Genomic DNA, 19,481 nt, shown 5'->3' on the forward strand with positions numbered 1-19,481 from the left:
AGCAGAGGTGGCAATGTCTGTCTTCAAACGATGCAGCGTGGTAGTTCTGGCTTTGGCCGCGCTGCAGGGCGCGGCCCAGGCTGCGCCCTTCACCGATGTGCTGGACCTGCCCGCCAGGCCCAGCGCCCTGGTCGCCAGCAGCGCCTTGCGCGATGTCATCCTGGCCGGCCAGCGCCTGGTCGCGGTGGGCCCGCGAGGGCACATCCTGTACTCCGACGATCACGGCGCGCACTGGCAGCAGGCCCAGGTGCCTGTCAGCGCCGACCTGAATGCCGTGAGCTTCGCCACGCCCGAAGTGGGCTGGGCGGTTGGCCACGATGGCGTGGTGCTGCACAGCCGCGATGGCGGCGTGCACTGGCAGAAGCAGCTGGATGGCCGGGCACTGGCCGAACAACTGCCGGGCACGGGTAGCGACAATGCCTTGCTCGACGTGTGGTTCAGCGATGCCCGCAATGGCTATGCGGTTGGCGTGTTCAACCTGCTGTTGCGCACCGTTGATGGCGGCGAGCACTGGCAGCCCTGGCTCGACCACAGCGACAACCCGCAAGGCCTGCACCTGACCAGCCTGGCCGCGGTGGGTGACGAGCTGTACATCACCGGCGAGCAAGGCCTGCTGCTGAAGCAGGACGGCGAGCGCTTCAGCCGTGTCGAGACACCCTACGCCGGCACACTGTTCGGTGCTGTCGGCAAGCCCGGCGTACTGCTGGTCTACGGCCTGCGTGGGCATGCCTACCGCAGCACCGATGGCGGCCGGCAGTGGCAACCGGTCAGTACGGGTGTGAACACCAGCCTCACCGCCGCCGGTGTCGACCGTGACGGCCAGCTATGGCTGGCCAGCCAGGCTGGCGACCTGCTGCTCAGCCGGGATGATGGCGCCAGCTTCAGCCCGGTGCCGCAAAGCGCCCGTGGCCCGGTGACCGCGCTCGCCACCGATACCGGCAACGGCCTGGTACTGGTGGGCGAGCGGGGCGTGCGCAACCAGCCCGGTAACCCCACGCTGCACCCATAACAAGAGAAGACCCTGATGGCCGCTACCCGCCAAGACACCCTGCCGGTAATCCGCAACCTCGACGATTTCGACCCACGCTCGGGCAATTGCCTGGAGCGCCTGGTGTTCAACCATCGCCTGCCGTTCCTGCTGTGCATGCTATTGGCGACCCTGGTGCTGGGCTACATGGCGCTGACCCGCCTGGAGCTGCGCCCCAGTTTCGACAAGATGCTGCCGCAGAGCCACCCCTACATCCAGAACTACCTGGAAAACCGCCCATCACTGCGTGGTCTGGGCAACGCGGTGCGGGTGGTGGTGGAGAACACCCAGGGCGACATCTTCGACCCGGGCTACCTGCAGACCCTGCGCCACATCAACGACGAGCTGTTCCTCAGCCAGGGCGTGGACCGGGCCTGGGTGAAATCGCTGTGGAGCCCGGCAGTGCGCTGGACCGAGGTGACCGAGGAGGGCTTCCAGGGTGGCCCGGTGATGCCCGACGGCTACCAGGGCGCTGCGGGTGACATCGAGCAGCTGCGGCAGAACATCGAGCGCGCCAACATTGTCGGCAGCCTGGTGGCGCGCGACTTCAAGTCGAGCATGCTGGTCGTGCCGCTGCTCGACCAGGATTCGGCTACCGGCAAAGGCCTCGACTACCACGCCTTCTCGCAGAAGCTCGAACAACTGCGCAGCCAGTACCAGGCCAGCGGCCAGTACCGCATCCATGTGATCGGCTTCGCCAAGCTGATGGGCGACCTGATCGACGGGCTGATCCAGGTGATGGCGTTCTTCGCCCTGGCGGTGCTGACCAGCCTGCTGATCATCTACTGCTACACCCGTTGCGTGCGCAGCACCCTGCTGGTGGTGCTGTGTTCGCTGACTGCGGTGGTGTGGCAGCTGGGCATCGTCGCCTGGCTGGGCTACGCCATCGATCCGTATTCGATCCTGGTGCCATTCCTGATCTTTGCCATCGGCGTATCCCACGCGGCGCAGAAGATGAACGGCATCCTTCAGGACATCGGCCGTGGCACTCACCGCCAGGTGGCAGCGCGCTATACCTTCCGCCGCCTGTTCGTGGCCGGGGTGACTGCGTTGCTGGCGGATGCGGTGGGCTTTGCCGTGCTGATGCTGATCGACATCCCGGTGATCCAGGACCTGGCGATCACCGCCAGCATCGGCGTGGCGGTGCTTATCTTCACCTCGCTGCTGCTGATGCCGGTGGCGCTGTCTTATGTTGGTGTTGGCCGCAAGGCTGCCGAGCGGGCCCTGCATATCGACGCCCGCGCAGCCCAGCACCGAGGTTTCGGCCGGCTGTGGGACCTGCTCGACCGCTTCACCGAACGCAAATGGGCCAGCGTCGCAGTGCTGGTGGCGCTGGCCCTGGGCGCCCTTGGCATCTGGGGCAGCCTGCAACTGAAAATCGGCGACCTCGACAGCGGTGCCCCCGAACTGCGCGCCGACTCCCGCTACAACCTCGACAACGCCTACATCACCCAGCACTACGCGCTGTCCAGCGACACCTTCGCGGTCATGGTCAAGACCGCGCCGGAAGGCTGCCTGCAATACCAGACGCTGGTGCTTGCCGACCGCCTGGCCTGGGAGCTGCAGCAATTGCCGGGTGTGCAGACCACCGTGTCGCTGGCCAATGCCGTGCGCCAGATCACCGCCGGCACCTATGAAGGCAACCCGCGCCTGAACAGCCTGCAGCGCAACCAGGACGTGCTCAACTACGCCGCCCAGCAGGCCTCGGTCAACGCCCCCGAGTTGTTCAACAACGACTGCTCGCTGATGCCGGTAATCGCCTACCTCAAGGACCATCGTGCCGATACCTTGGCCCAGGTTGCCGCCGTGGCCGAGCGTTTTGCCCAGGCCAACAGCAGCGCCGAACAGCAGTTCCTGCTGGCCGCCGGCAGCGCCGGCATCGAGGCTGCCACCAACGTGGTGGTCCGCGAGGCCAACCAACGCATGCTGTTGCTGGTGTACCTGGCGGTCACGCTGTTCTGTCTGTTCACCTTCCGTAGCTGGCGCGCGACGCTGGTGGCGATCCTGCCGCTGATGCTCACCTCGGTGCTGTGCGAAGCGCTGATGGTAGCCATGGGCATTGGCGTCAAGGTCGCCACCTTGCCGGTGATCGCCCTGGGCGTAGGTATTGGCGTGGACTACGCGCTGTACCTGCTCAGCGTGCAACTGCACTACCAGCGCGCCGGGTTGAGCCTGGCCCAGGCCTACCAGAAAGCCGTGGCCTTCACCGGCCGGGTGGTCGGGCTGGTCGGCATTACCCTGGCGGCCGGTGTGGTCGGCTGGGCCTGGTCGCCGATCAAGTTCCAGGCCGACATGGGCCTGCTGCTGACCTTCATGTTCCTGTGGAACATGCTCGGTGCGCTGGTGTTGATCCCCGCGTTGTCGCATTTCCTCCTGCGTGGCCAGGCCGCCCCGGCGCCTGCCGAGGCCCCGGCCACGTCGCTTCCGCAAACCCAAGAAACCGAGTGTTCGCCTCATGTCTGATTACCTTCCGCCACTGCGCGACATGGATTTTCTGTTCAACGAAGTGTTCGACATCCCGGCCTGGTGGGCGCAAACGCCCGCGCTGGCCGAGCAGGTAGATGGCGACACAGCCCGGGCCGTGCTCGAACAGGCCGGCCGGCTGATTGCCGAGGTGGTGGCGCCGCTCAACCGCAGTGGCGACGAGCAGGGCTGCCGCTGGGAGGCCGGCCAGGTACACACCCCCGATGGCTTCGCCGACGCCTACCGGGCATTTGCCGCGGATGGCTGGGTGGGTGTGGCCGGTGCCCCGGAATATGGGGGCATGGGCATGCCGAAAGTGATCGGTGCCCAGCTCGAAGAAATGCTCAATGCCGCCAACCTGTCGTTCGGCCTGTACCCGATGCTGACCGCCGGGGCCTGCCTGGCGCTGCTCAACCATGCCAGCGAGCCGTTGAAGGCGCTGTACCTGCCGCCCATGTACCAAGGGCGCTGGACCGGTTCGATGTGCCTGACCGAGCCGCACGCTGGCACCGACCTGGGCCTGATTCGCACCCGCGCCGAGCCGGTTGCCGATGGCCGCTACCGCATCAGCGGGACCAAGATCTTCATCACTGGCGGTGAGCAGGACCTGACCGAGAACATCATCCACCTGGTGCTGGCGCGGCTGCCGGATGCGCCCGCCGGGCCCAAGGGCATCTCGCTGTTCCTGGTGCCCAAGGTGCTGGTTGACGCCGACGGCGTGCTGGGCGAGGCCAATGCGGTGAGCTGCGGGTCGATCGAGCACAAGATGGGCATCAAGGCCTCGGCCACCTGCGTGATGAACTTCGACGGTGCAATCGGCTATCTGGTCGGCGAACCGAACAAGGGCCTCAACGCGATGTTCACCATGATGAACTACGAGCGCCTTGGTGTAGGAATCCAGGGCCTGGCCCTGGGCGAACGCTCCTACCAGGGCGCCATTGCCTATGCCCGTGATCGCCAGCAGGGCCGTGCGCCGACGGGTGCCGAAGCGCCGGGGCAAGCCGCTGACCCGATCGTCGTCCACCCGGATGTGCGGCGCATGCTGCTGACCATGAAAGCGCTGAACGAAGGCGGGCGGGCCTTCTCTACCTATGTGGCACTGCAGTTGGACCTGGCCAAATACAGCGAGGCCCCGGTCGCACGCGCCCAGGCCGAGGCCAAGGTGGCAATGCTCACGCCAGTGGCCAAGGCCTTCCTCACCGACATGGGGCTGGAAACCACCGTGCACGGCCAGCAGGTGCTGGGCGGTCATGGCTATATCCGCGAATGGGGCCAGGAGCAGTTGATCCGCGACTGCCGCATCACCCAGATCTACGAAGGCACCAATGGCATCCAGGCCCTCGACCTGGTGGGGCGTAAACTGTTTGCCGATGGCGGCCAGGCCTATCGCAGCGTGTCCGATGAAATTACTGCCTTTGTCGAGACGCTGCCCGCGGCGTGCGCCGAGTTCGGCGCGCCGCTGCTGGCTGCCGTGCGCAACCTCGACGAGCTGACCGCCTGGTTGCTCGATCGGGCCCAGGGCAACCCGCGTGAGCTGGGCGCGGCGGCGGTGGAGTACCTGCAGGTGTTTGGCTACACCTTCTACGCCTACCTGTGGGCACGCATGGCCGTGGTTTGCCAATGTCATGCAGCTCCCGAGCCGTTTCACCTGAGCAAGCTGGGCACCGCGCGTTTCTACTTTGCCCGCCTGCTGCCACGTATTCATTCGCTGAGCGCCAGCGTCAGGGCCGGTAGCGACAGCCTGTACCTGCTCGAGGCCGGGCAACTGTGAAGGCCGCCGACATGATCACCACTCGCATCATGCCTGCGGCCGAGCAGGCCTACGCCTATCCGCTGCTGATCAAGCGCCTGCTGCTGTCGGGCGTGCGCTACCAGCCCAACCAGGAAATCGTCTACGCCGACAAGCTGCGCTACACCTACACTACGCTGCTTGAACGCGTTCAGCGGCTGGCCAATGTGCTGACCGCCGCGGGGGTCAAGCCTGGCGACACCGTGGCCTTGCTCGACTGGGACAGCCATCGGGCCCTTGAATGCTTCTTCGCCGTACCGATGCTGGGTGCGGTGCTGCACACGGTGAACGTACGGCTGTCCACCGATCAGGTGCGCTACACCATGAACCATGCCGAGGACCGCCTGGTACTGGTGCATGACGACTTCCTGCCGTTGATGGCGCAACTGCGCGATGACTTGCCGACGGTCGAGGGTTTCATTCGCCTCGGCGAAGGCGGCCCGGCAACGCAAGATGTGCCGTTGTTGGGTGAGTACGAAGCGCTGCTGGCGGCTGCCGAGCCACAGTTCGACTTCGCCGATTTCGACGAGCAGTCGCTGGCCACGCTGTTCTATACCAGCGGTACCACCGGCAACCCCAAGGGCGTGTACTTCAGCCACCGGCAACTGGTGCTGCATACCCTGGTCGAGCAGGGCACCCTGGCTGCCTGCGGCGAGGTACCGCTGCTGCGCAGCGGCGACGTGTACATGCCCATTACGCCGATGTTCCATGTGCACGCCTGGGGCGTGCCCTATGTGGCCACGGCACTGGGCATCAAGCAGGTCTACCCGGGGCGCTACGAGCCCAACCGCCTGGTGCGCTTGTACCGCGACGAGGGCGTGACGTTCTCCCATTGCGTGCCCACGGTGCTGCAGATGATGCTCGACAGCGACGAAGGGCGCCGCGCCGACCTGAGCGGCTGGAAGATGCTGCTGGGCGGCAGCGCCCTGACCCTGGGCCTGGCGCAGCGTGCCAGCGAGCGCGGCATCAGCGTGCATTGTGGCTACGGCATGTCGGAAAGCTGCCCGCTGCTCAGCATCACCCACCTGAGCGCTGAGCTGCTGGCACTGCCCATGGCGCAACAGTTGCCGCTGCGTATCGATGCCGGCGTGCCGATTGCCCTGGTGGACCTGCGCATCGTCGACGCTGAAGGCATTGATGTGCCCCGCGACGGAGAAAGCCTGGGTGAAATCGTGGTGCGTGCCCCGTGGCTGACCCAGGGCTATCTGCATGAACCGGAGCAGGGTGCCGCGTTGTGGCTGGGGGGCTGGATGCATACTGGCGACCTGGCCTGCATCGACCCTGCGGGTGTGGTGCGCATTCGTGACCGGATCAAGGATGTGATCAAGACCGGAGGCGAGTGGGTCAGCTCGGTGGCGCTGGAAAACCTGATCAGCCAGCACCCGGCTGTCGCTTCGGTGGCAGTGATCGGCATCCCGGACCCGCAGTGGGGTGAGCAACCCTTGGCCTTGGTGGTCCGTTGTGACGGCATGCAATTCGACCAGGCGGCATTGGCAGGGCATCTGCAGCCGTTTGTCGACAGCGGGCACCTGAACAAATGGGCGATACCGCGGCAGTTGCGTTGCGTGGAGGAGATCCCCAAGACCAGCGTTGGCAAAATCGACAAGAAGCGGATTCGCCAGGCATTTCTCTGAATGCTGGCAGGGCCCGGCTGATGGGGTCCCTGTGGGAGCGGGCATGCCCGCGAAGCAGGCGACGCGGTGGATGGCACCGGCTGCGCCGGTGTTCGCGGGCGCGCCCGCTCCTACAGGTACGGCGCATTCCTTCAGCTGGTGGGGCCCCTGTGGGAGCGGGTTCACCCGCGAAGCAGGCGACGCGGTGGAGGGCACTCTGGTCCGGGCAATATGCCGACGCCGATGTTCCGCTTGCGTGATTGCCTGAGCAAGAAAGCGGATGCAGGCAGAACTGGGGATGCGTACAGTAGGTTGATCGCAACCTGGCAGGAGCCTGCTTATGTCCAGCGCATTCACCTTCATGCAGTCGCCCGTCGGCACCTTGACCCTAATAGCCCGTGGCGAGTGTCTGGCAGCCGTACTCTGGGAAGAGGAGCGGGAAAACCGCGTGCGCCTTGGCGCCCTGCACCGCGATGACCAGTGCCCGGTACTGCTGGAAACCGCCCGCCAGCTCGGCGAGTACTTTGCCGGCAAACGCCAGCGCTTCGAACTGGCGCTGGATTTTGCCGGCACCGAATTCCAGCGACAGGTGTGGGCCGCGCTGTTGGCGATACCGTTCGGTGAAACCCGCAGCTACAGCGACATCGCCCGGCAGATCGGCAACCCCAGCGCGGTGCGTGCGGTAGGCGCCGCCAATGGCCGCAACCCGATCTCGATCATCGCCCCGTGCCATCGGGTGATCGGTGCTTCGGGCAGCCTCACCGGCTTTGCCGGTGGCCTGGCGGCCAAGCAGTACCTGCTGGCGCTGGAGGGCCGGCAAAGCCTGGCACTGGACCTGTAAGGCGTCAGTAGAACCAGCTGGCGACCAGGCAGACCAGCACGGCCAACGCCGAGCCGGCCATCAGGGTGTACTGCCGATGGGCCCGGCGCGCATGGGGCTTGACTGCGCGCAGGTACTCGCCAGGTGTCGGCGCGTCGGGCCGGTGGCGCAAACCCTCGGCCACATCGGCCAGTTGCCCCTGGATGAGCAGACCCGTCAGGTAGTAGGTACAGGCATAGCTCAGCAACGCCAGAAACAGATAGATCATGCCGGGTGTGGGTTCAGGGGCACTGCCATGGCACTGGCGTTGACGGTGTCCAGCACGATCAGACCTTCGCTGTGGTCGTCCAGGCTGGCCAGCAAGCGCCCCTGGCTGTCCCACGCCGCCGAGCCGCCAGCGCCGATGAAGGTGTCGGCCGGCCCCACGCAGTTGGCCAGCAACACTGGCATGCCCAGCTCTCGAGCCACCTCGGAGTAGTGCAGGTAACCCTCGCGAATGCCGTTGGCAGTTTTCGCCACACTGACCAGGTACAGGTCGGCGCCGTGTTCCCGCGCGGCTGCCGCATGCGCCATGAACATCGATTCGTAGCAGATCGCAGGCGCTACCCGGTGCGCGCCCACCTGCAGCAGCAAGGCTTGATCGCCTGGGGTGAACCAGGGCAGTTCATCATCATGCAGGCGCCGCTTGGCATAGGCCTGGCGCGCCACACCGGGGCTGAGGATTGGCATGCCGATACGAATGCCATCAGGGGTCGGCAGTGGCAGGCCCGCTGCGACAGTGATACCAAACCGGTCGCAGGCTGCCTGCAGCGGGTCCAGCCGTGCCGAACTGACTGGCAGGGCGGCCTGGCGCGCGAGGGTTGGCTCATAGCCGGTCAGCGACAGTTCGGGAAATACCACCAGTTCGGCACCAAGGGCCGCGGCCTGTTCGATGCAGGCCAGGTGGCGTTCGAGGTTGGCTTGCACATCGCCCTTGAGCGATGCCAGTTGCACGGCGCACAACTTCATGAAAAACCCTTCCCTGGTACAGGTTGAAGGGCCGAGCATACTACCGGCACCAACGCCTGTACCAGTGAAGGGATTTTCAGGATGCCGGGTGGACGGCGAAACGCTGGCGGAACCAGTCGTCGAGCATGGCCTTTTCGGCATACAGGCGGTCGCTGCTGCTCGTGACCCGGCCCGGGCGGCTGAGGTACATCTTGTCGCTGACCCGTTCCTGCGCCTGCTGGTCGGGTTTGCCCGGTTGGCTGAGGGTGTAGCTGAGGTCGATGGTCGGCCAGGTGATTTCGCGCATGAAGCGTACATCGTAGGCCTGGCTGTGCCAGGGCTCGAAACGCCCGGCCAGGTCGATGTCGCGGATGTCGATGACCAGTTGCTGGCCAGGTTGCAGGTAGCGCTGGCCAAGCTTCTGAAGGTACTGGGTCAAGGTTTTCATCACATAGGCGTCGGCACCACGCTCGTACCCGTGGCTGTCGAGGCTGGCATCGCGGAATTTTTCCGGATGGTCGAAACGTACCTCGACCTGCGCGGCCGGGGCGCCTTGTGCCATGCTGTCCAGTGACAGCGCCATGAGCACGGCACACACGAGGGCGGTACGCATGATGCACCTCCGGGGCAGACTGCGTGTGCGTCCATTTTACCCCTGGCATGGCGGCGCCAGCAGAGGAAGATTGTAATGGCACGGTTTCGGCGTCTGATTGCCAACCTGCGGGGGCGTGACCTGGCGGTGGGCGATATCCATGGTCACTTCCAGCGCCTGCAGCAATGCCTGGATGGGGTGGGGTTCGATCCGGCCGTGGACCGCCTGTTCAGCGTGGGGGACCTGGTCGACCGTGGCCCGGACAGCGAGGCGGCGCTGGAATGGCTGGCGCAGCCCTGGTTCCATGCCGTGCAGGGTAATCACGAGGCCCTGGCAATCACCCGCGTACGCGGCGGGCGGCTCGATCTGGACATGTACCGCGCCGCCGGGGGTGGCTGGTTTCTGGACCTGCCGAAGGCTCGGCAGTTGCGTTTCGTGGAGCGATTCGAGCAGCTGCCGATTGCGATAGAGGTTGAAAGTGCGGCGGGCTTGGTAGGGCTGCTGCATGCCGACAGCCCATATGCCGACTGGACGGTGTTGAGGACCTGGCTGGAACTGGATGACGACCCGCAAGTACGGGAAGTGTGCCAATGGTCGCGGCGGCGGTTGAAGGTAGGTGATACCGAGCCCGTGCAGGGCCTGCGTGCCTTGTTGGTGGGCCACACGCCGGTACTGGAAGCCAAGCTGCTGGGCAACGTCTGGCACCTGGACACCGGGGGCTGGGCCAGTGGCCATTTCACCTTGATGGACATGCGGACCCTGCAACTGGTCAGCCCCAGGCCAGGTGAAACAACAGTGCCGTAGCCAATAGCACCAGCATGGCCCCGGAGGCCCGTTCCAGCCAGGGCAGGCTGCGGGCGAAGCGCCGCAGCACCAGCGGGTTGCCGATGGCCACGGCAATCAGCAAGTCCCACAGCAGCACGATGCTGAACATCCACAGGGCACAGGTTGCCTTCCAGGCAAAGCTGGCGCTGGCGACCATGCTTACCAGGCTGGCATAGAACAGCGCATTCTTGGGGTTGAGGATGCCGGACAGGAACCCCATGCCCAATCCACGCCACCACCCTTGGGCGGTCTGTTTGCCAGCGACTGTGCTCAGGCTGGTTTGCCCGGCATGGCGCAGGAACAGGGTGCCGATGTACAGCAGGTAGCCGGCGCCGGCCAGTTGCAGGGCGGTGAACAGCAGGCTGCCTTCCTGCAGCACCGACAAACCGGTGAAAGCCATGGCGATGAACACGCCATTGGCCAGGGCGATACCCAGGCAGGCGCCGCTCGCGACGCGCCAGCCAGCGTTGACCGAAGTGCGTGCGACCAGGAAGAAGTCCGGGCCGGGAGAGAGCAGGGCGAGGAAGTGGGCGAGGGCGATGATCAGGAACTGTTGCATTGGGGTGAGGCTGCTCTGGAGGAAAGCCTGACTCTGCCCCTCAGCGCAAATGCCGTATTGAACAATATTGCAGGCCCCTGTAGGAGCGGCCTTGTGTCGCGAAAGGGCTGCGCAGCAGCCCCGGCAATCTGTGCGGCGGAGCTGAAAACCTGGGGCCGCTTCGCGCCCCATCGCGACACAAGGCCGCTCCTACAGAGACCGCGCGGGCCTTCAGCCTCCCCGATACTGCCCCGGTGTCACCCCCACATGGGCCTTGAACACCCGCTGGAAATGGCTTTGGTCGGCAAAACCGAGCCGATAGGCCACCTCCGCCAGGGCCTGCCCTTCACCCAACAATTGCCGCCCACGGTTGACCCGGGCATTTAGCAGGTAGGCATGCGGAGTGAACCCGGTGGCCGCGCGAAATGCGCGAATCAACTGGTAGCGCCCAAGCCCGGCCTGCCGGGCCAGTAACGCCAGGCTCAACTGCGACGGGTCCTGGCCTTCGATGTGCGCGATCAGCCCACTCAGTTCGCTCTTCCCCAAAGCCGGCGCCGGCGCCAGCGGCGCGTGCCTGGCAAAGTCGAGATCACCCAGAAAGGCAATCAGCGCCGCATCTTTCTCTCCGTTGCTGGCGCTGGAAAACAGCAAACTGTTCAGTTCGCAGAACTGCCGATATACCTCCGGCTCCTGGCAGATACGTGCCGGCTCGCCGGGCCCGGCACCATCCAGCCCGGACTCCAGGTGCAGCTGTGCCAGCCAGTCGGCATCCACATGCAGCATCTGGTAGCTCCACGCTTGCCCGGGTTCGGGGTTGCAGGCATGTACCCGGCGGGCCGGGACCAGCACCAGAGTGCCAGGCGTCAGGCGTTGCTGGCCGTTGCCGGCACCGGTGAAATGACTGTGGCCGGCATCCACCACACCGATGGAAAACGTTGGGTGGCTGTGGGCCTTGTAGCAGGCACGGCTATGGCAGGCGCGGCGGCTTTCGACATGCGGCAGGGCCGGGTCGCGCCACAGCGCGGCATGGGAACGGGGCATCACAGGGTCCTCGATATGCCAGGCAGCTTATCAGGCGCTGCGCACCCATACAGTTTTTTCCACTGGCTGTAACTTGACCACCAGGCCAGCTACGCGCCGAAATAGGCGCCTGTTGCCAAAGGAAAACGATAATGGACCTTTCAAGCCTGCTGCTTTTCATCCCCGCCTGTTTCGCCCTGAACATGGCGCCGGGGCCGAACAACCTGCTGTCGCTGCACAATGCCAGCCGTTACGGCCTGCGTACGGCCTGCGTGGCCGGTGGCGGGCGCATCGTCGCCTTCAGCGGCATGATCGCCCTGGCGGCGATGGGCCTGGCAGTGGTGCTGCACACCAGCGAATACCTGTTCCTGGCCATCAAGTTGGCGGGGGCGGCCTACCTGTTCTATATCGCCTGGCAACTGTGGCGGGCACCGGTGGGCGAGGCCGCGGTTGCAGGTGATCAGCCGCACGGCACTTGGCGTCTGATACGCCAGGAGTTCTGGATGGCTGCTGGTAATCCGAAGGCTATCCTGATCTTCACCGCGTTCCTGCCGCAGTTCGTTTCGGTCGGCAGTACCACTCCGGTGGGCGAGCAGTTCCTTTGGTTGGGTGCGTTGTTCCTGTTGCTGGAATGGGCCGCCATCGCCATCTACGCCGGCCTGGGGGCGTACATGCAACGCTGGTTCAGCCAGCCCGGCCCACGAGGGCTGTTCAACCGGGTCAGCGCCTCATTGCTGGGCTGCGCGGGTCTCGGGCTGCTGGCTGCGCGGCGCGCTTAATCGCGGTAGAACGTCTGCACCAGGTGATAGCCGAACTTGCTCTTGATCGGCCCGTGCACCACGCGCAGGGGTTTCTTGAAGATCACCTGGTCGATGGCGCCGACCATCTGCCCGGGGCGGATTTCACCCAGGTCGCCGCCACGTTTGCCCGAAGGGCAGGTGGAGAACTTTTTTGCGAGCACGTCGAAAGCCTCGCCATTGGCGATGCGCTGCTTGAGCTTTTCGGCTTCGTCAGCGGTCTTGACCAGGATGTGGCGGGCTTGGGCTTTCATGGGGTACCTGTGCTTCTGGGGCGGAAAAAGTGGGCATTATGCCTCATAGTTTTGTGCTGAGGCGATTACGCGTCCCTTGTAGGAGCGGCCTTGTGTCGCGATGGGGCGCGAAGCGGCCCCGGCAACCTGTGCTGCGAAGCTGAAAACCTGGGGCCGCTTCGCGCCCCATCGCGACACAAGGCCGCTCCTACAGGGACGGTGACAAGGGTCAGGTTTGCAACTCCTCGCGATCCCGGAACTGCTCCAGTGCCTCGGGGTTGGCCAGGGCGTCGGTGTTCTTCACCGGCAAGCCATGCACCACATTGCGAATCGCCAACTCCACCAGCTTGCCGCTGATGGTACGCGGGATGTCATCGACCTGGGCGATCACCGCCGGTACATGGCGGGGCGTGGTGTACTGGCGGATCACCTGGCGGATGTGCTGGCGCAGGGCCTCATCCAGCTGCAGGCCGTCACGCAGGCGAACGAACAGCACCACCCGCACGTCGCCTTGCCAGTCCTGGCCGATGGCCACGCTTTCCAGCACCTGCTCGACCTTTTCCACCTGGCGGTAGATCTCCGCCGTGCCAATGCGCACGCCACCGGGGTTGAGCACGGCATCGGAGCGGCCATGAATCACCAGCCCGCCGTCGGCACGCTGTTCGGCGTAGTCGCCCTGGGCCCACACCCCCGGGAACTGGCTGAAGTAGGCGTCGTGATAGCGGCTGCCGTCCGTGTCCTTCCAGAACCCCAGCGGCATGGACGGGAAGTTGCGCGTGCACACCAGCTCGCCTTTTTCGCCCAGCACCGGCTGGCCATGCTCGTTCCATACTTCCACCGCCATGCCCAAGCCCTTGCACTGGATCTCGCCACGGCGCACTGGAAGGGTCGGGTTGCCCAGCACGAAGCAGGAGACGATATCGGTACCGCCGGACATCGACGCCAGGCACAGGTCGGCCTTGATCTTGCGGTACACGTAGTCGTAACTGTGTGGCGACAGTGGCGAGCCGGTGGACAGTAGCAGGCGCAAGCGCGCCAGGCGGTGGCTTGCCGCAGGCTCCAGGCCCGCCTGCTCCAGTGCCGCCAGGTACTTGGCGCTGGTACCGAAGGCCTGGATGCCTTCGGCGTCGATCAGGTCCAGCAGCCGCTCGGGGCCGGGATGGAAGGGCGAGCCGTCATACAGCACCAGCGTGGCGCCCACCGCCAGGCCGCTGACTAGCCAGTTCCACATCATCCAGCCGCAGGTGGTGTAGTAGAACAGTACGTCATCGGCTTTCAGGTCATTGTGCAGGCCATGTTCCTTCAGGTGCTGCAACAACACGCCGCCAGCGCGGTGGACGATGCACTTGGGCACGCCGGTGGTGCCGCTGGAATACAGGATGTAAAGCGGGTGATCGAAGGGCAGCGGGGTGAAGCGGGGCTCGCCGCCGGGCTGATAGAACTCGTCCCACAGGCTGACATTGGCGGCCTGGAATTCGTCGACACGCGTTCCGCTGCGGGTGTGGGGTACCACGATCAACTGTTCCAGCCCGGGCAGCTGCGCGCACACCTGGTTGACCTTGTCCACCTGGTCGATGGCTTTGCCGGCGTACTGGTACCCGGCGCAGGCGATCAGCAGCTTGGGCTCGATCTGGCCGAAGCGGTCGATGATGCCGTGCACGCCAAACTCGGGCGAGGAGCTGGACCAGACCGCACCGAGGCTTGTGCAGGCAAGCATGGCGACAAGGGTCTGCCAGGTATTGGGCATGATGGCGGCTACGCGGTCGCCGGGGGCGATGCCGGTGGCCTTCAAGGCTGTTTGCAGGCCGGCCACCTGGGCGGCCAGCTGGGCATGGGTGAACAGCTGACGCTGGCCGTCTTCGCGCACGGCGACCAGGGCGGGGCGGTCGTCACGGCGGCGCAGCAGGTGTTCGGCGAAGTTGAGGGTGGCGTTGGCGAACCACTGGGCATCGGGCATCTGCGGCCCTTCGCTGAGCACCTGGCTTGGCGGGGTATGCCAGTGAATGTGGAAGTAGTCGGCAATGGTTTGCCAGAAGGCAGGGCGCTGCTCGATGCTCCAGCGGTGCAGCGCGTGGTAGTCGTCGAGTTGCAGGTTGTAACGCAGGTTGACCCGGCGGCGGAAGGCATCCATCCGGCTGGCCTCGATCTGCGCCGTGGAGGGGCGCCAGAGCACATCGTTCATGCCGAACCTCCTGTTGCCTGCAAGGGCCCCATCGCCGGCAAGCCAGCTCCCACAGGAACCTCACAGGTTTTGAGTGCAGTGACCAACCTGTGGGAGCCGGCTTGCCGGCGATGAAGGCACCATCAAGGCCAAAGGCTTGCGTTTTACTCTACTTTAGCCTTTTGCACGTCCTGCGACGCGGTCCACACGCGGTAGCGCACTTCGACGTCCTTGGGCACATACACCACCACCGGCAGCTTGCTGTTGTAGCGCAGCATGAAGCCTTCACCGACCACAGGCACGAAGGCCTCGGTCTTCTTGCCATCGGGGCAGGCCATCAGCGTGCTGGCCGGGCCGCTGACCTTGTCCAGGCGGTAGTAGCTGTAGCCCCAGCCTTCCAGGGTACGTTCCTCCAGGCTGCCGCCCAGGCGCTGGCGATTGCAATCCACCTTCAGGGTCTTGCCGGCGAGGATTTCCAGTTGATAGGCCGACTCATCAGCCTGGGCCGGCAGGTGGATGACCTGCCGGGTGAAGCCTTTTTCCGCCTCGGGGTAGGGCGCGACGTCCTTCAGGCTGGCTGCCATCGCGGGTGCGGCGGCAGCCAGGGTCAGGGCCAGAATCGCGGTCATCGGGGTTGGGCGCATAGGGCCTCCTTGCAGATAAACGAATGCAAGACCGCCGCCAGGCCCAGGCCGCCCGTCACTGGGCCAACCAGCCACCATCGACGTTCCAGGCGGCACCGCGAACCTGGCTACCGGCCTCGCTGCACAGGAATAGTACCAGCTCACCCAGGTGCTCGGGGGTGACGAAGGCCAGCGACGGTTGTTTTTCTGCCAGCAGATCGTGCTGCGCTTGCAGCGGATCGACACCGTTGGCAGCACGATCGTCGATCTGCTTCTGCACCAGCGGGGTTAACACCCAGCCAGGGCAGATGGCATTGCAGGTGACGTTACTGGTGGCGGTTTCCAGGCCCACCACCTTGGTCAGGCCGACCACGCCGTGCTTGGCCGCCACATAGGCCGCCTTGCCGGTAGAGCCGACCAGGCCGTGCACAGAAGCGATGTTGATGATGCGCCCCCAATTGCGCGTGCGCATGCCAGGCAGGGCCAGTCGCGTAGCGTGGAACACGGCCGACAGGTTGAGGGCGATGATCTTGTCCCAGCTTTCCAGCGGGAACTGTTCCACTGGCGCCACGTGCTGGATACCGGCGTTGTTGACCAGGATGTCGACGTCGCCGAACTCGCGCGCGGCCACGGCGAACAGCGCTTCGATCTGGGCCACGTCCGAGAGGTCGGCCGGGTGATGGACTGCCTTCACCCCGTGCCGGGCGATCTCGGCCAGCGCCGGGGCAGGGTCGCCGAAGCCGTTGAGCACGATGTTGGCGCCTGCGCGGGCCAGCACCTGGGCAATGCCCAGGCCGATGCCGCTGGTGGAACCGGTGACGAGTGCGGTCTTGCCTTTGAGGGTCATGCAAAGCTCCTTAGACGATGCCGGTGGCGTAGAACGTGGCGATGACCACGAACACCGCCAGGGTCTTGATCAGGGTAATACCGAAAATGTCCTTGTAGGCCTCGCGGTGGGTCAGCCCGGTCACGGCCAGCAGGGTGATGACCGCACCGTTGTGCGGCAGGGTGTCCATGCCACCGCTGGCCATGGCGGCCACGCGGTGCAGTACTTCGAGCGGGATGTTGGCGGCATTGGCGGCGGCGATGAAGGTGTCGCCCATGGCCGCCAGGGCGATGCTCATGCCGCCCGAGGCAGAGCCGGTGATGCCGGCCAGCAAGGTCACGGTAATCGCTTCGTTGACCAGTGGGTTGGGGATGCCGCGCAGGGCGTCGGCCAATACCAGGAAGCCCGGCAGCGAGGCGATCACCGCGCCAAAGCCGTATTCCGAGGCGGTGTTCATGGCCGCCAGCAAGGCGCCGCCCACGGCGCTTTTGGTGCCTTCGGCCAGGCGGGCACGGATGGCGCCGAAGGCACACACCAGCACCATCAGGATGCCCACCAGCAACGCTGCCTGCACCGCCCAGATGGCAGTGAGCTTGGCCACATCGCTTTGCACCGGTGCGCTCATGCCGGGCAGTTGCAGGCTGTGACTGGGGCCGTACCACTGCGGGATCCAGTGGGTGAACAGCAGGTTCATCACCCCCACCAGCAGCAGCGGTGACAGAGCCAGCCAGGGGTTGGGCAGTGCCAGGTCGGCAGCGGTCTCCGGTTCGTTGCGCAAGTCGCTGCCATAGCCTTCACCGGCGCGCTGGGCCTTGTTGCGCTGGCGCTGCAGGTAGGCCATGCCGGCGCAGAACACGAACAATGTGCCGATCAGGCCCAGCCATGGCGCTGCCCAGGCGGTGGTGTTGAAGAAGGTGCTGGGGATGATGTTCTGGATCTGTGGGGTGCCGGGCAGGGCATCCATGGTGAACGAGAACGCGCCCAGGGCGATGGTTGCCGGGATCAGGCGCTTGGGGATATTGCTCTGGCGGAACATCTCGGCGGCGAACGGGTACACCGCGAACACCACCACGAACAGCGACACGCCGCCATAGGTGAGCAGCGCGCAGACCAGCACGATCACCAGCATCGCCTGGCGGGTGCCGAGCACGCGGATGGCGGCGGCGACAATCGAGCGCGAGAAACCGGACAGCTCGATCAGCTTGCCGAACACGGCGCCCAGCAGGAACACCGGGAAGTAGAGCTTGATGAAACCGACCATTTTCTCCATGAATACCCCGGTGAATGCGGGGGCCACGGCGGACGGGTCGGTGAGCATTACTGCACCGAGGGCGGCGATGGGGGCGAAGAGGATTACGCTGTAGCCGCGGTAGGCAGCCAGCATCAGCAGGGCCAGAGCGGCGAGGGCGATGAGCACGGTCATCGGGGTGGGTCTCCTGGGTGAGTCTTGTTTTTATCGGTGAGCAGGAGATAGCGGGAATCGTGCCAGTTTTTAACTCATTGATTTATATGGTTATTTTGTTTTCTTCTGAATTTTTGTCTCTGTCTTGAGATTTTGGGGCCGCTTTGCGGCCCATCGCGACACAAGGCCGCTCCTACATGTGCACCGCGATCTCCTGTAGGAGCGGCCTTGTGTCGCGATCGAGGGCAAAGCCCTCGCGACAGTCTCTAAATGGAAACAAAAGTCTCCACTCAGAGACCGAGCGCTACCATCTTCTTATATAGCGTTGACCGCCCCAGTCCTAACGCCGACGCAGCTTCCGGCACATTTCCCCCATGTTCGGCCAGTGCCCCGACAATCAGCTCGCGCTCAAATGCCTCACAGGCCTCACGGTAAGTCTGCCGCATAGGTTCACCCGCCACCGGGCTCAACGGCCCCAATGCCGCCCGAAGATCCGCCACCCCCAGCCGCGGCTGATCCGCCAGCAGCGTGGCCCGCTCCAGCACATTGCGCAGCTCGCGAATGTTCCCCGGCCATGCATGCCGCGCCAGTAGCTGCTGCACTTCGGCCTCGAGCTCATACTGGCTGCCCAGTTCGCCCAGGATGGCCTCGCACAGTGCCGGCAGGTCCTCCAGCCGTTGCCGCAGTGGTGGCACCTCGATCGGCAGCACATTCAGCCGGTAATACAGATCGGCGCGGAATGCCCCGCGGGCGATGGCGGCCTGCAGGTCGATGGAAGTGGCGGCAATGATGCGCACATCACTGCGCAGCATCTGGTTCGAGCCTACCGGCTCGTACTCCTTCTCCTGCAACACCCGCAGCAGCTTGCTCTGCAGGGCCAGCGGCATGTCGCCGATCTCGTCGAGGAACAGCGTGCCGCCTTCGGCCAGTTGCAGCTTGCCGCTGCGGCCCTTGCGGTCGGCGCCGGTAAAGGCGCCGGGGGCGGTACCGAAGAATTCGGCTTCCAGCAGCGTCTCGGGGATCGCCGCACTGTTGATGCTGACAAACGCCTTGTGCGCCCGCGCCGACGCCGCATGGATGGCATGGGCCAGCAGTTCCTTGCCGGTGCCGGTTTCGCCCAGCAGCAACACCGGCGAATCACTGCTTGCGCCACGCCGGGCGCGGCGCTTGGCCTCCAGGCTGGCGGCGCTGCTGCCGACGAACTGGGCGAAGCTGTACTTGGCCTGGCGAGCGCGCAACTGCGAGCGGGTCGAGGCCAGTTCCTGCTGCATGCTGGAGTAGCGTTTGAGCAGCGGCGACAGGCTGCGCAACTCGTCGAACAGGGCAAAGCCGATGGCACCGATTAGCGCGCCCTGGTCGTCGTGGATGGGCAGGCGCATAACCACCAGCGGCTCGTTCGGGGTGTCGAGCATGTCCAGCAGGATTGGCCGGCCATTATTCACCACCTCGCGCATCAGGCTGCCCGGGATCACCGCCTCGCAGGGTTGGCCAATAGCGCTTGCCGCGTCGGCCAGGCCAAAGCGCCGGGCGTAGCGTTCGTTCATCCAGACGATGCGCGCCTGGCGGTCGACGATTACCGTGCCTTCGCTGGACTGTTCGATGATTTCGAACAGCGAGCGGATCGCCAGTTGTCGTACCTGGGGGTAATCCTTGAGGCTGTCGCTGTCGTGCATGGGGCTCCCCTTTGAGTAACAAGGGAGTATGCCTTGTTCCCCTTGTCATTAGAATGGTGCGTGGCACTAGTAAAACTGCCAGTTTTAATTGT

General features: G+C 65.0%; 18 protein-coding genes. 7 read left to right on the forward strand and 11 right to left on the reverse strand.

What is annotated here, in order from left to right; all coding sequences use genetic code 11:
- Nucleotides 1-13 precede the first annotated feature (13 nt).
- The 5 genes from GYA95_RS08870 (at nt 14) to GYA95_RS08890 (ending at nt 7,733) form a co-directional block, all read left to right on the forward strand.
- The gene (locus GYA95_RS08870) at nt 14-1,009 is read left to right on the forward strand and encodes a WD40/YVTN/BNR-like repeat-containing protein (RefSeq protein ID WP_100413732.1); all 996 of its coding nucleotides are present in this window, start codon (nt 14-16) and stop codon (nt 1,007-1,009) included.
- 15 nt (nt 1,010-1,024) lie between these two features.
- Nucleotides 1,025-3,490, forward strand: a complete 2,466-nt coding sequence (locus GYA95_RS08875) for an efflux RND transporter permease subunit (RefSeq protein WP_015270239.1) — start codon at nt 1,025-1,027, stop codon at nt 3,488-3,490.
- Nucleotides 3,483-5,261 (forward strand): acyl-CoA dehydrogenase C-terminal domain-containing protein, encoded by a 1,779-nt coding sequence (locus GYA95_RS08880; protein ID WP_015270240.1) that lies wholly within the window; start codon nt 3,483-3,485, stop codon nt 5,259-5,261. Before GYA95_RS08875 ends, GYA95_RS08880 begins: the two co-directional genes overlap by 8 nt.
- Before the next feature lie 11 nt (nt 5,262-5,272).
- A complete protein-coding gene (locus tag GYA95_RS08885; protein ID WP_043936142.1) occupies nt 5,273-6,913 on the forward strand; it encodes a fatty acid--CoA ligase in 1,641 nt (546 codons plus the stop codon).
- Nucleotides 6,914-7,232: 319 nt separating this feature from the next.
- A complete protein-coding gene (locus GYA95_RS08890) occupies nt 7,233-7,733 on the forward strand; it encodes a methylated-DNA--[protein]-cysteine S-methyltransferase (protein WP_015270242.1) in 501 nt (166 codons plus the stop codon).
- A gap of 4 nt (nt 7,734-7,737) precedes the next feature.
- Here GYA95_RS08890 and GYA95_RS08895 read toward each other — a convergent pair whose 3' ends face one another.
- The 3 genes from GYA95_RS08895 to GYA95_RS08905 all read right to left on the reverse strand — a co-directional run bounded on the left by GYA95_RS08895 (nt 7,738) and on the right by GYA95_RS08905 (nt 9,312).
- A complete protein-coding gene (locus GYA95_RS08895) occupies nt 7,738-7,980 on the reverse strand; it encodes a hypothetical protein (RefSeq protein ID WP_015270243.1) in 243 nt (80 codons plus the stop codon).
- A complete protein-coding gene (locus tag GYA95_RS08900; RefSeq protein WP_015270244.1) occupies nt 7,977-8,720 on the reverse strand; it encodes a carbon-nitrogen hydrolase family protein in 744 nt (247 codons plus the stop codon). Before GYA95_RS08900 ends, GYA95_RS08895 begins: the two co-directional genes overlap by 4 nt.
- A gap of 76 nt (nt 8,721-8,796) precedes the next feature.
- The gene (locus tag GYA95_RS08905; protein WP_015270245.1) at nt 8,797-9,312 is read right to left on the reverse strand and encodes a DUF3016 domain-containing protein; all 516 of its coding nucleotides are present in this window, start codon (nt 9,310-9,312) and stop codon (nt 8,797-8,799) included.
- Between the two features lie 75 nt (nt 9,313-9,387).
- Here GYA95_RS08905 and GYA95_RS08910 point away from each other — a divergent pair, with 75 nt between their 5' ends.
- Entirely contained in the window at nt 9,388-10,095 is a 708-nt protein-coding gene (locus GYA95_RS08910) for a metallophosphoesterase (protein WP_015270246.1), read from the forward strand.
- Here GYA95_RS08910 and GYA95_RS08915 read toward each other — a convergent pair.
- Entirely contained in the window at nt 10,061-10,675 is a 615-nt protein-coding gene (locus GYA95_RS08915) for a LysE family translocator (protein WP_015270247.1), read from the reverse strand. The genes GYA95_RS08910 and GYA95_RS08915 overlap by 35 nt on opposite strands.
- Before the next feature lie 210 nt (nt 10,676-10,885).
- A complete protein-coding gene (locus GYA95_RS08920) occupies nt 10,886-11,695 on the reverse strand; it encodes a helix-turn-helix transcriptional regulator (protein WP_015270248.1) in 810 nt (269 codons plus the stop codon).
- Nucleotides 11,696-11,826: 131 nt separating this feature from the next.
- Between GYA95_RS08920 and GYA95_RS08925 the strand changes: the two genes are divergently transcribed.
- Entirely contained in the window at nt 11,827-12,453 is a 627-nt protein-coding gene (locus GYA95_RS08925) for a LysE family translocator (protein ID WP_161551372.1), read from the forward strand.
- Here the strand turns inward: GYA95_RS08925 and GYA95_RS08930 are convergent.
- From GYA95_RS08930 to GYA95_RS08955, 6 genes are all read right to left on the reverse strand, one after another.
- Nucleotides 12,450-12,725, reverse strand: a complete 276-nt coding sequence (locus GYA95_RS08930) for a peptidylprolyl isomerase (protein WP_013972552.1) — start codon at nt 12,723-12,725, stop codon at nt 12,450-12,452. The genes GYA95_RS08925 and GYA95_RS08930 overlap by 4 nt on opposite strands.
- A 208-nt stretch (nt 12,726-12,933) precedes the next feature.
- Nucleotides 12,934-14,886, reverse strand: a complete 1,953-nt coding sequence (locus GYA95_RS08935; protein ID WP_015270250.1) for an acetoacetate--CoA ligase — start codon at nt 14,884-14,886, stop codon at nt 12,934-12,936.
- Between the two features lie 143 nt (nt 14,887-15,029).
- Nucleotides 15,030-15,509 (reverse strand): serine protease inhibitor ecotin, encoded by a 480-nt coding sequence (gene eco / locus GYA95_RS08940; protein WP_015270251.1) that lies wholly within the window; start codon nt 15,507-15,509, stop codon nt 15,030-15,032.
- 55 nt (nt 15,510-15,564) lie between these two features.
- A complete protein-coding gene (gene hbdH / locus GYA95_RS08945) occupies nt 15,565-16,335 on the reverse strand; it encodes a 3-hydroxybutyrate dehydrogenase (protein WP_015270252.1) in 771 nt (256 codons plus the stop codon).
- A 10-nt stretch (nt 16,336-16,345) separates the two neighbouring features.
- Entirely contained in the window at nt 16,346-17,737 is a 1,392-nt protein-coding gene (locus tag GYA95_RS08950; RefSeq protein ID WP_015270253.1) for a GntP family permease, read from the reverse strand.
- Nucleotides 17,738-18,006: 269 nt separating this feature from the next.
- The gene (locus tag GYA95_RS08955) at nt 18,007-19,389 is read right to left on the reverse strand and encodes a sigma-54 interaction domain-containing protein (RefSeq protein WP_161551373.1); all 1,383 of its coding nucleotides are present in this window, start codon (nt 19,387-19,389) and stop codon (nt 18,007-18,009) included.
- Nucleotides 19,390-19,481: the final 92 nt, after the last annotated feature.

This window comes from Pseudomonas asiatica (assembly GCF_009932335.1).
GTDB lineage: Bacteria > Pseudomonadota > Gammaproteobacteria > Pseudomonadales > Pseudomonadaceae > Aquipseudomonas > Aquipseudomonas asiatica.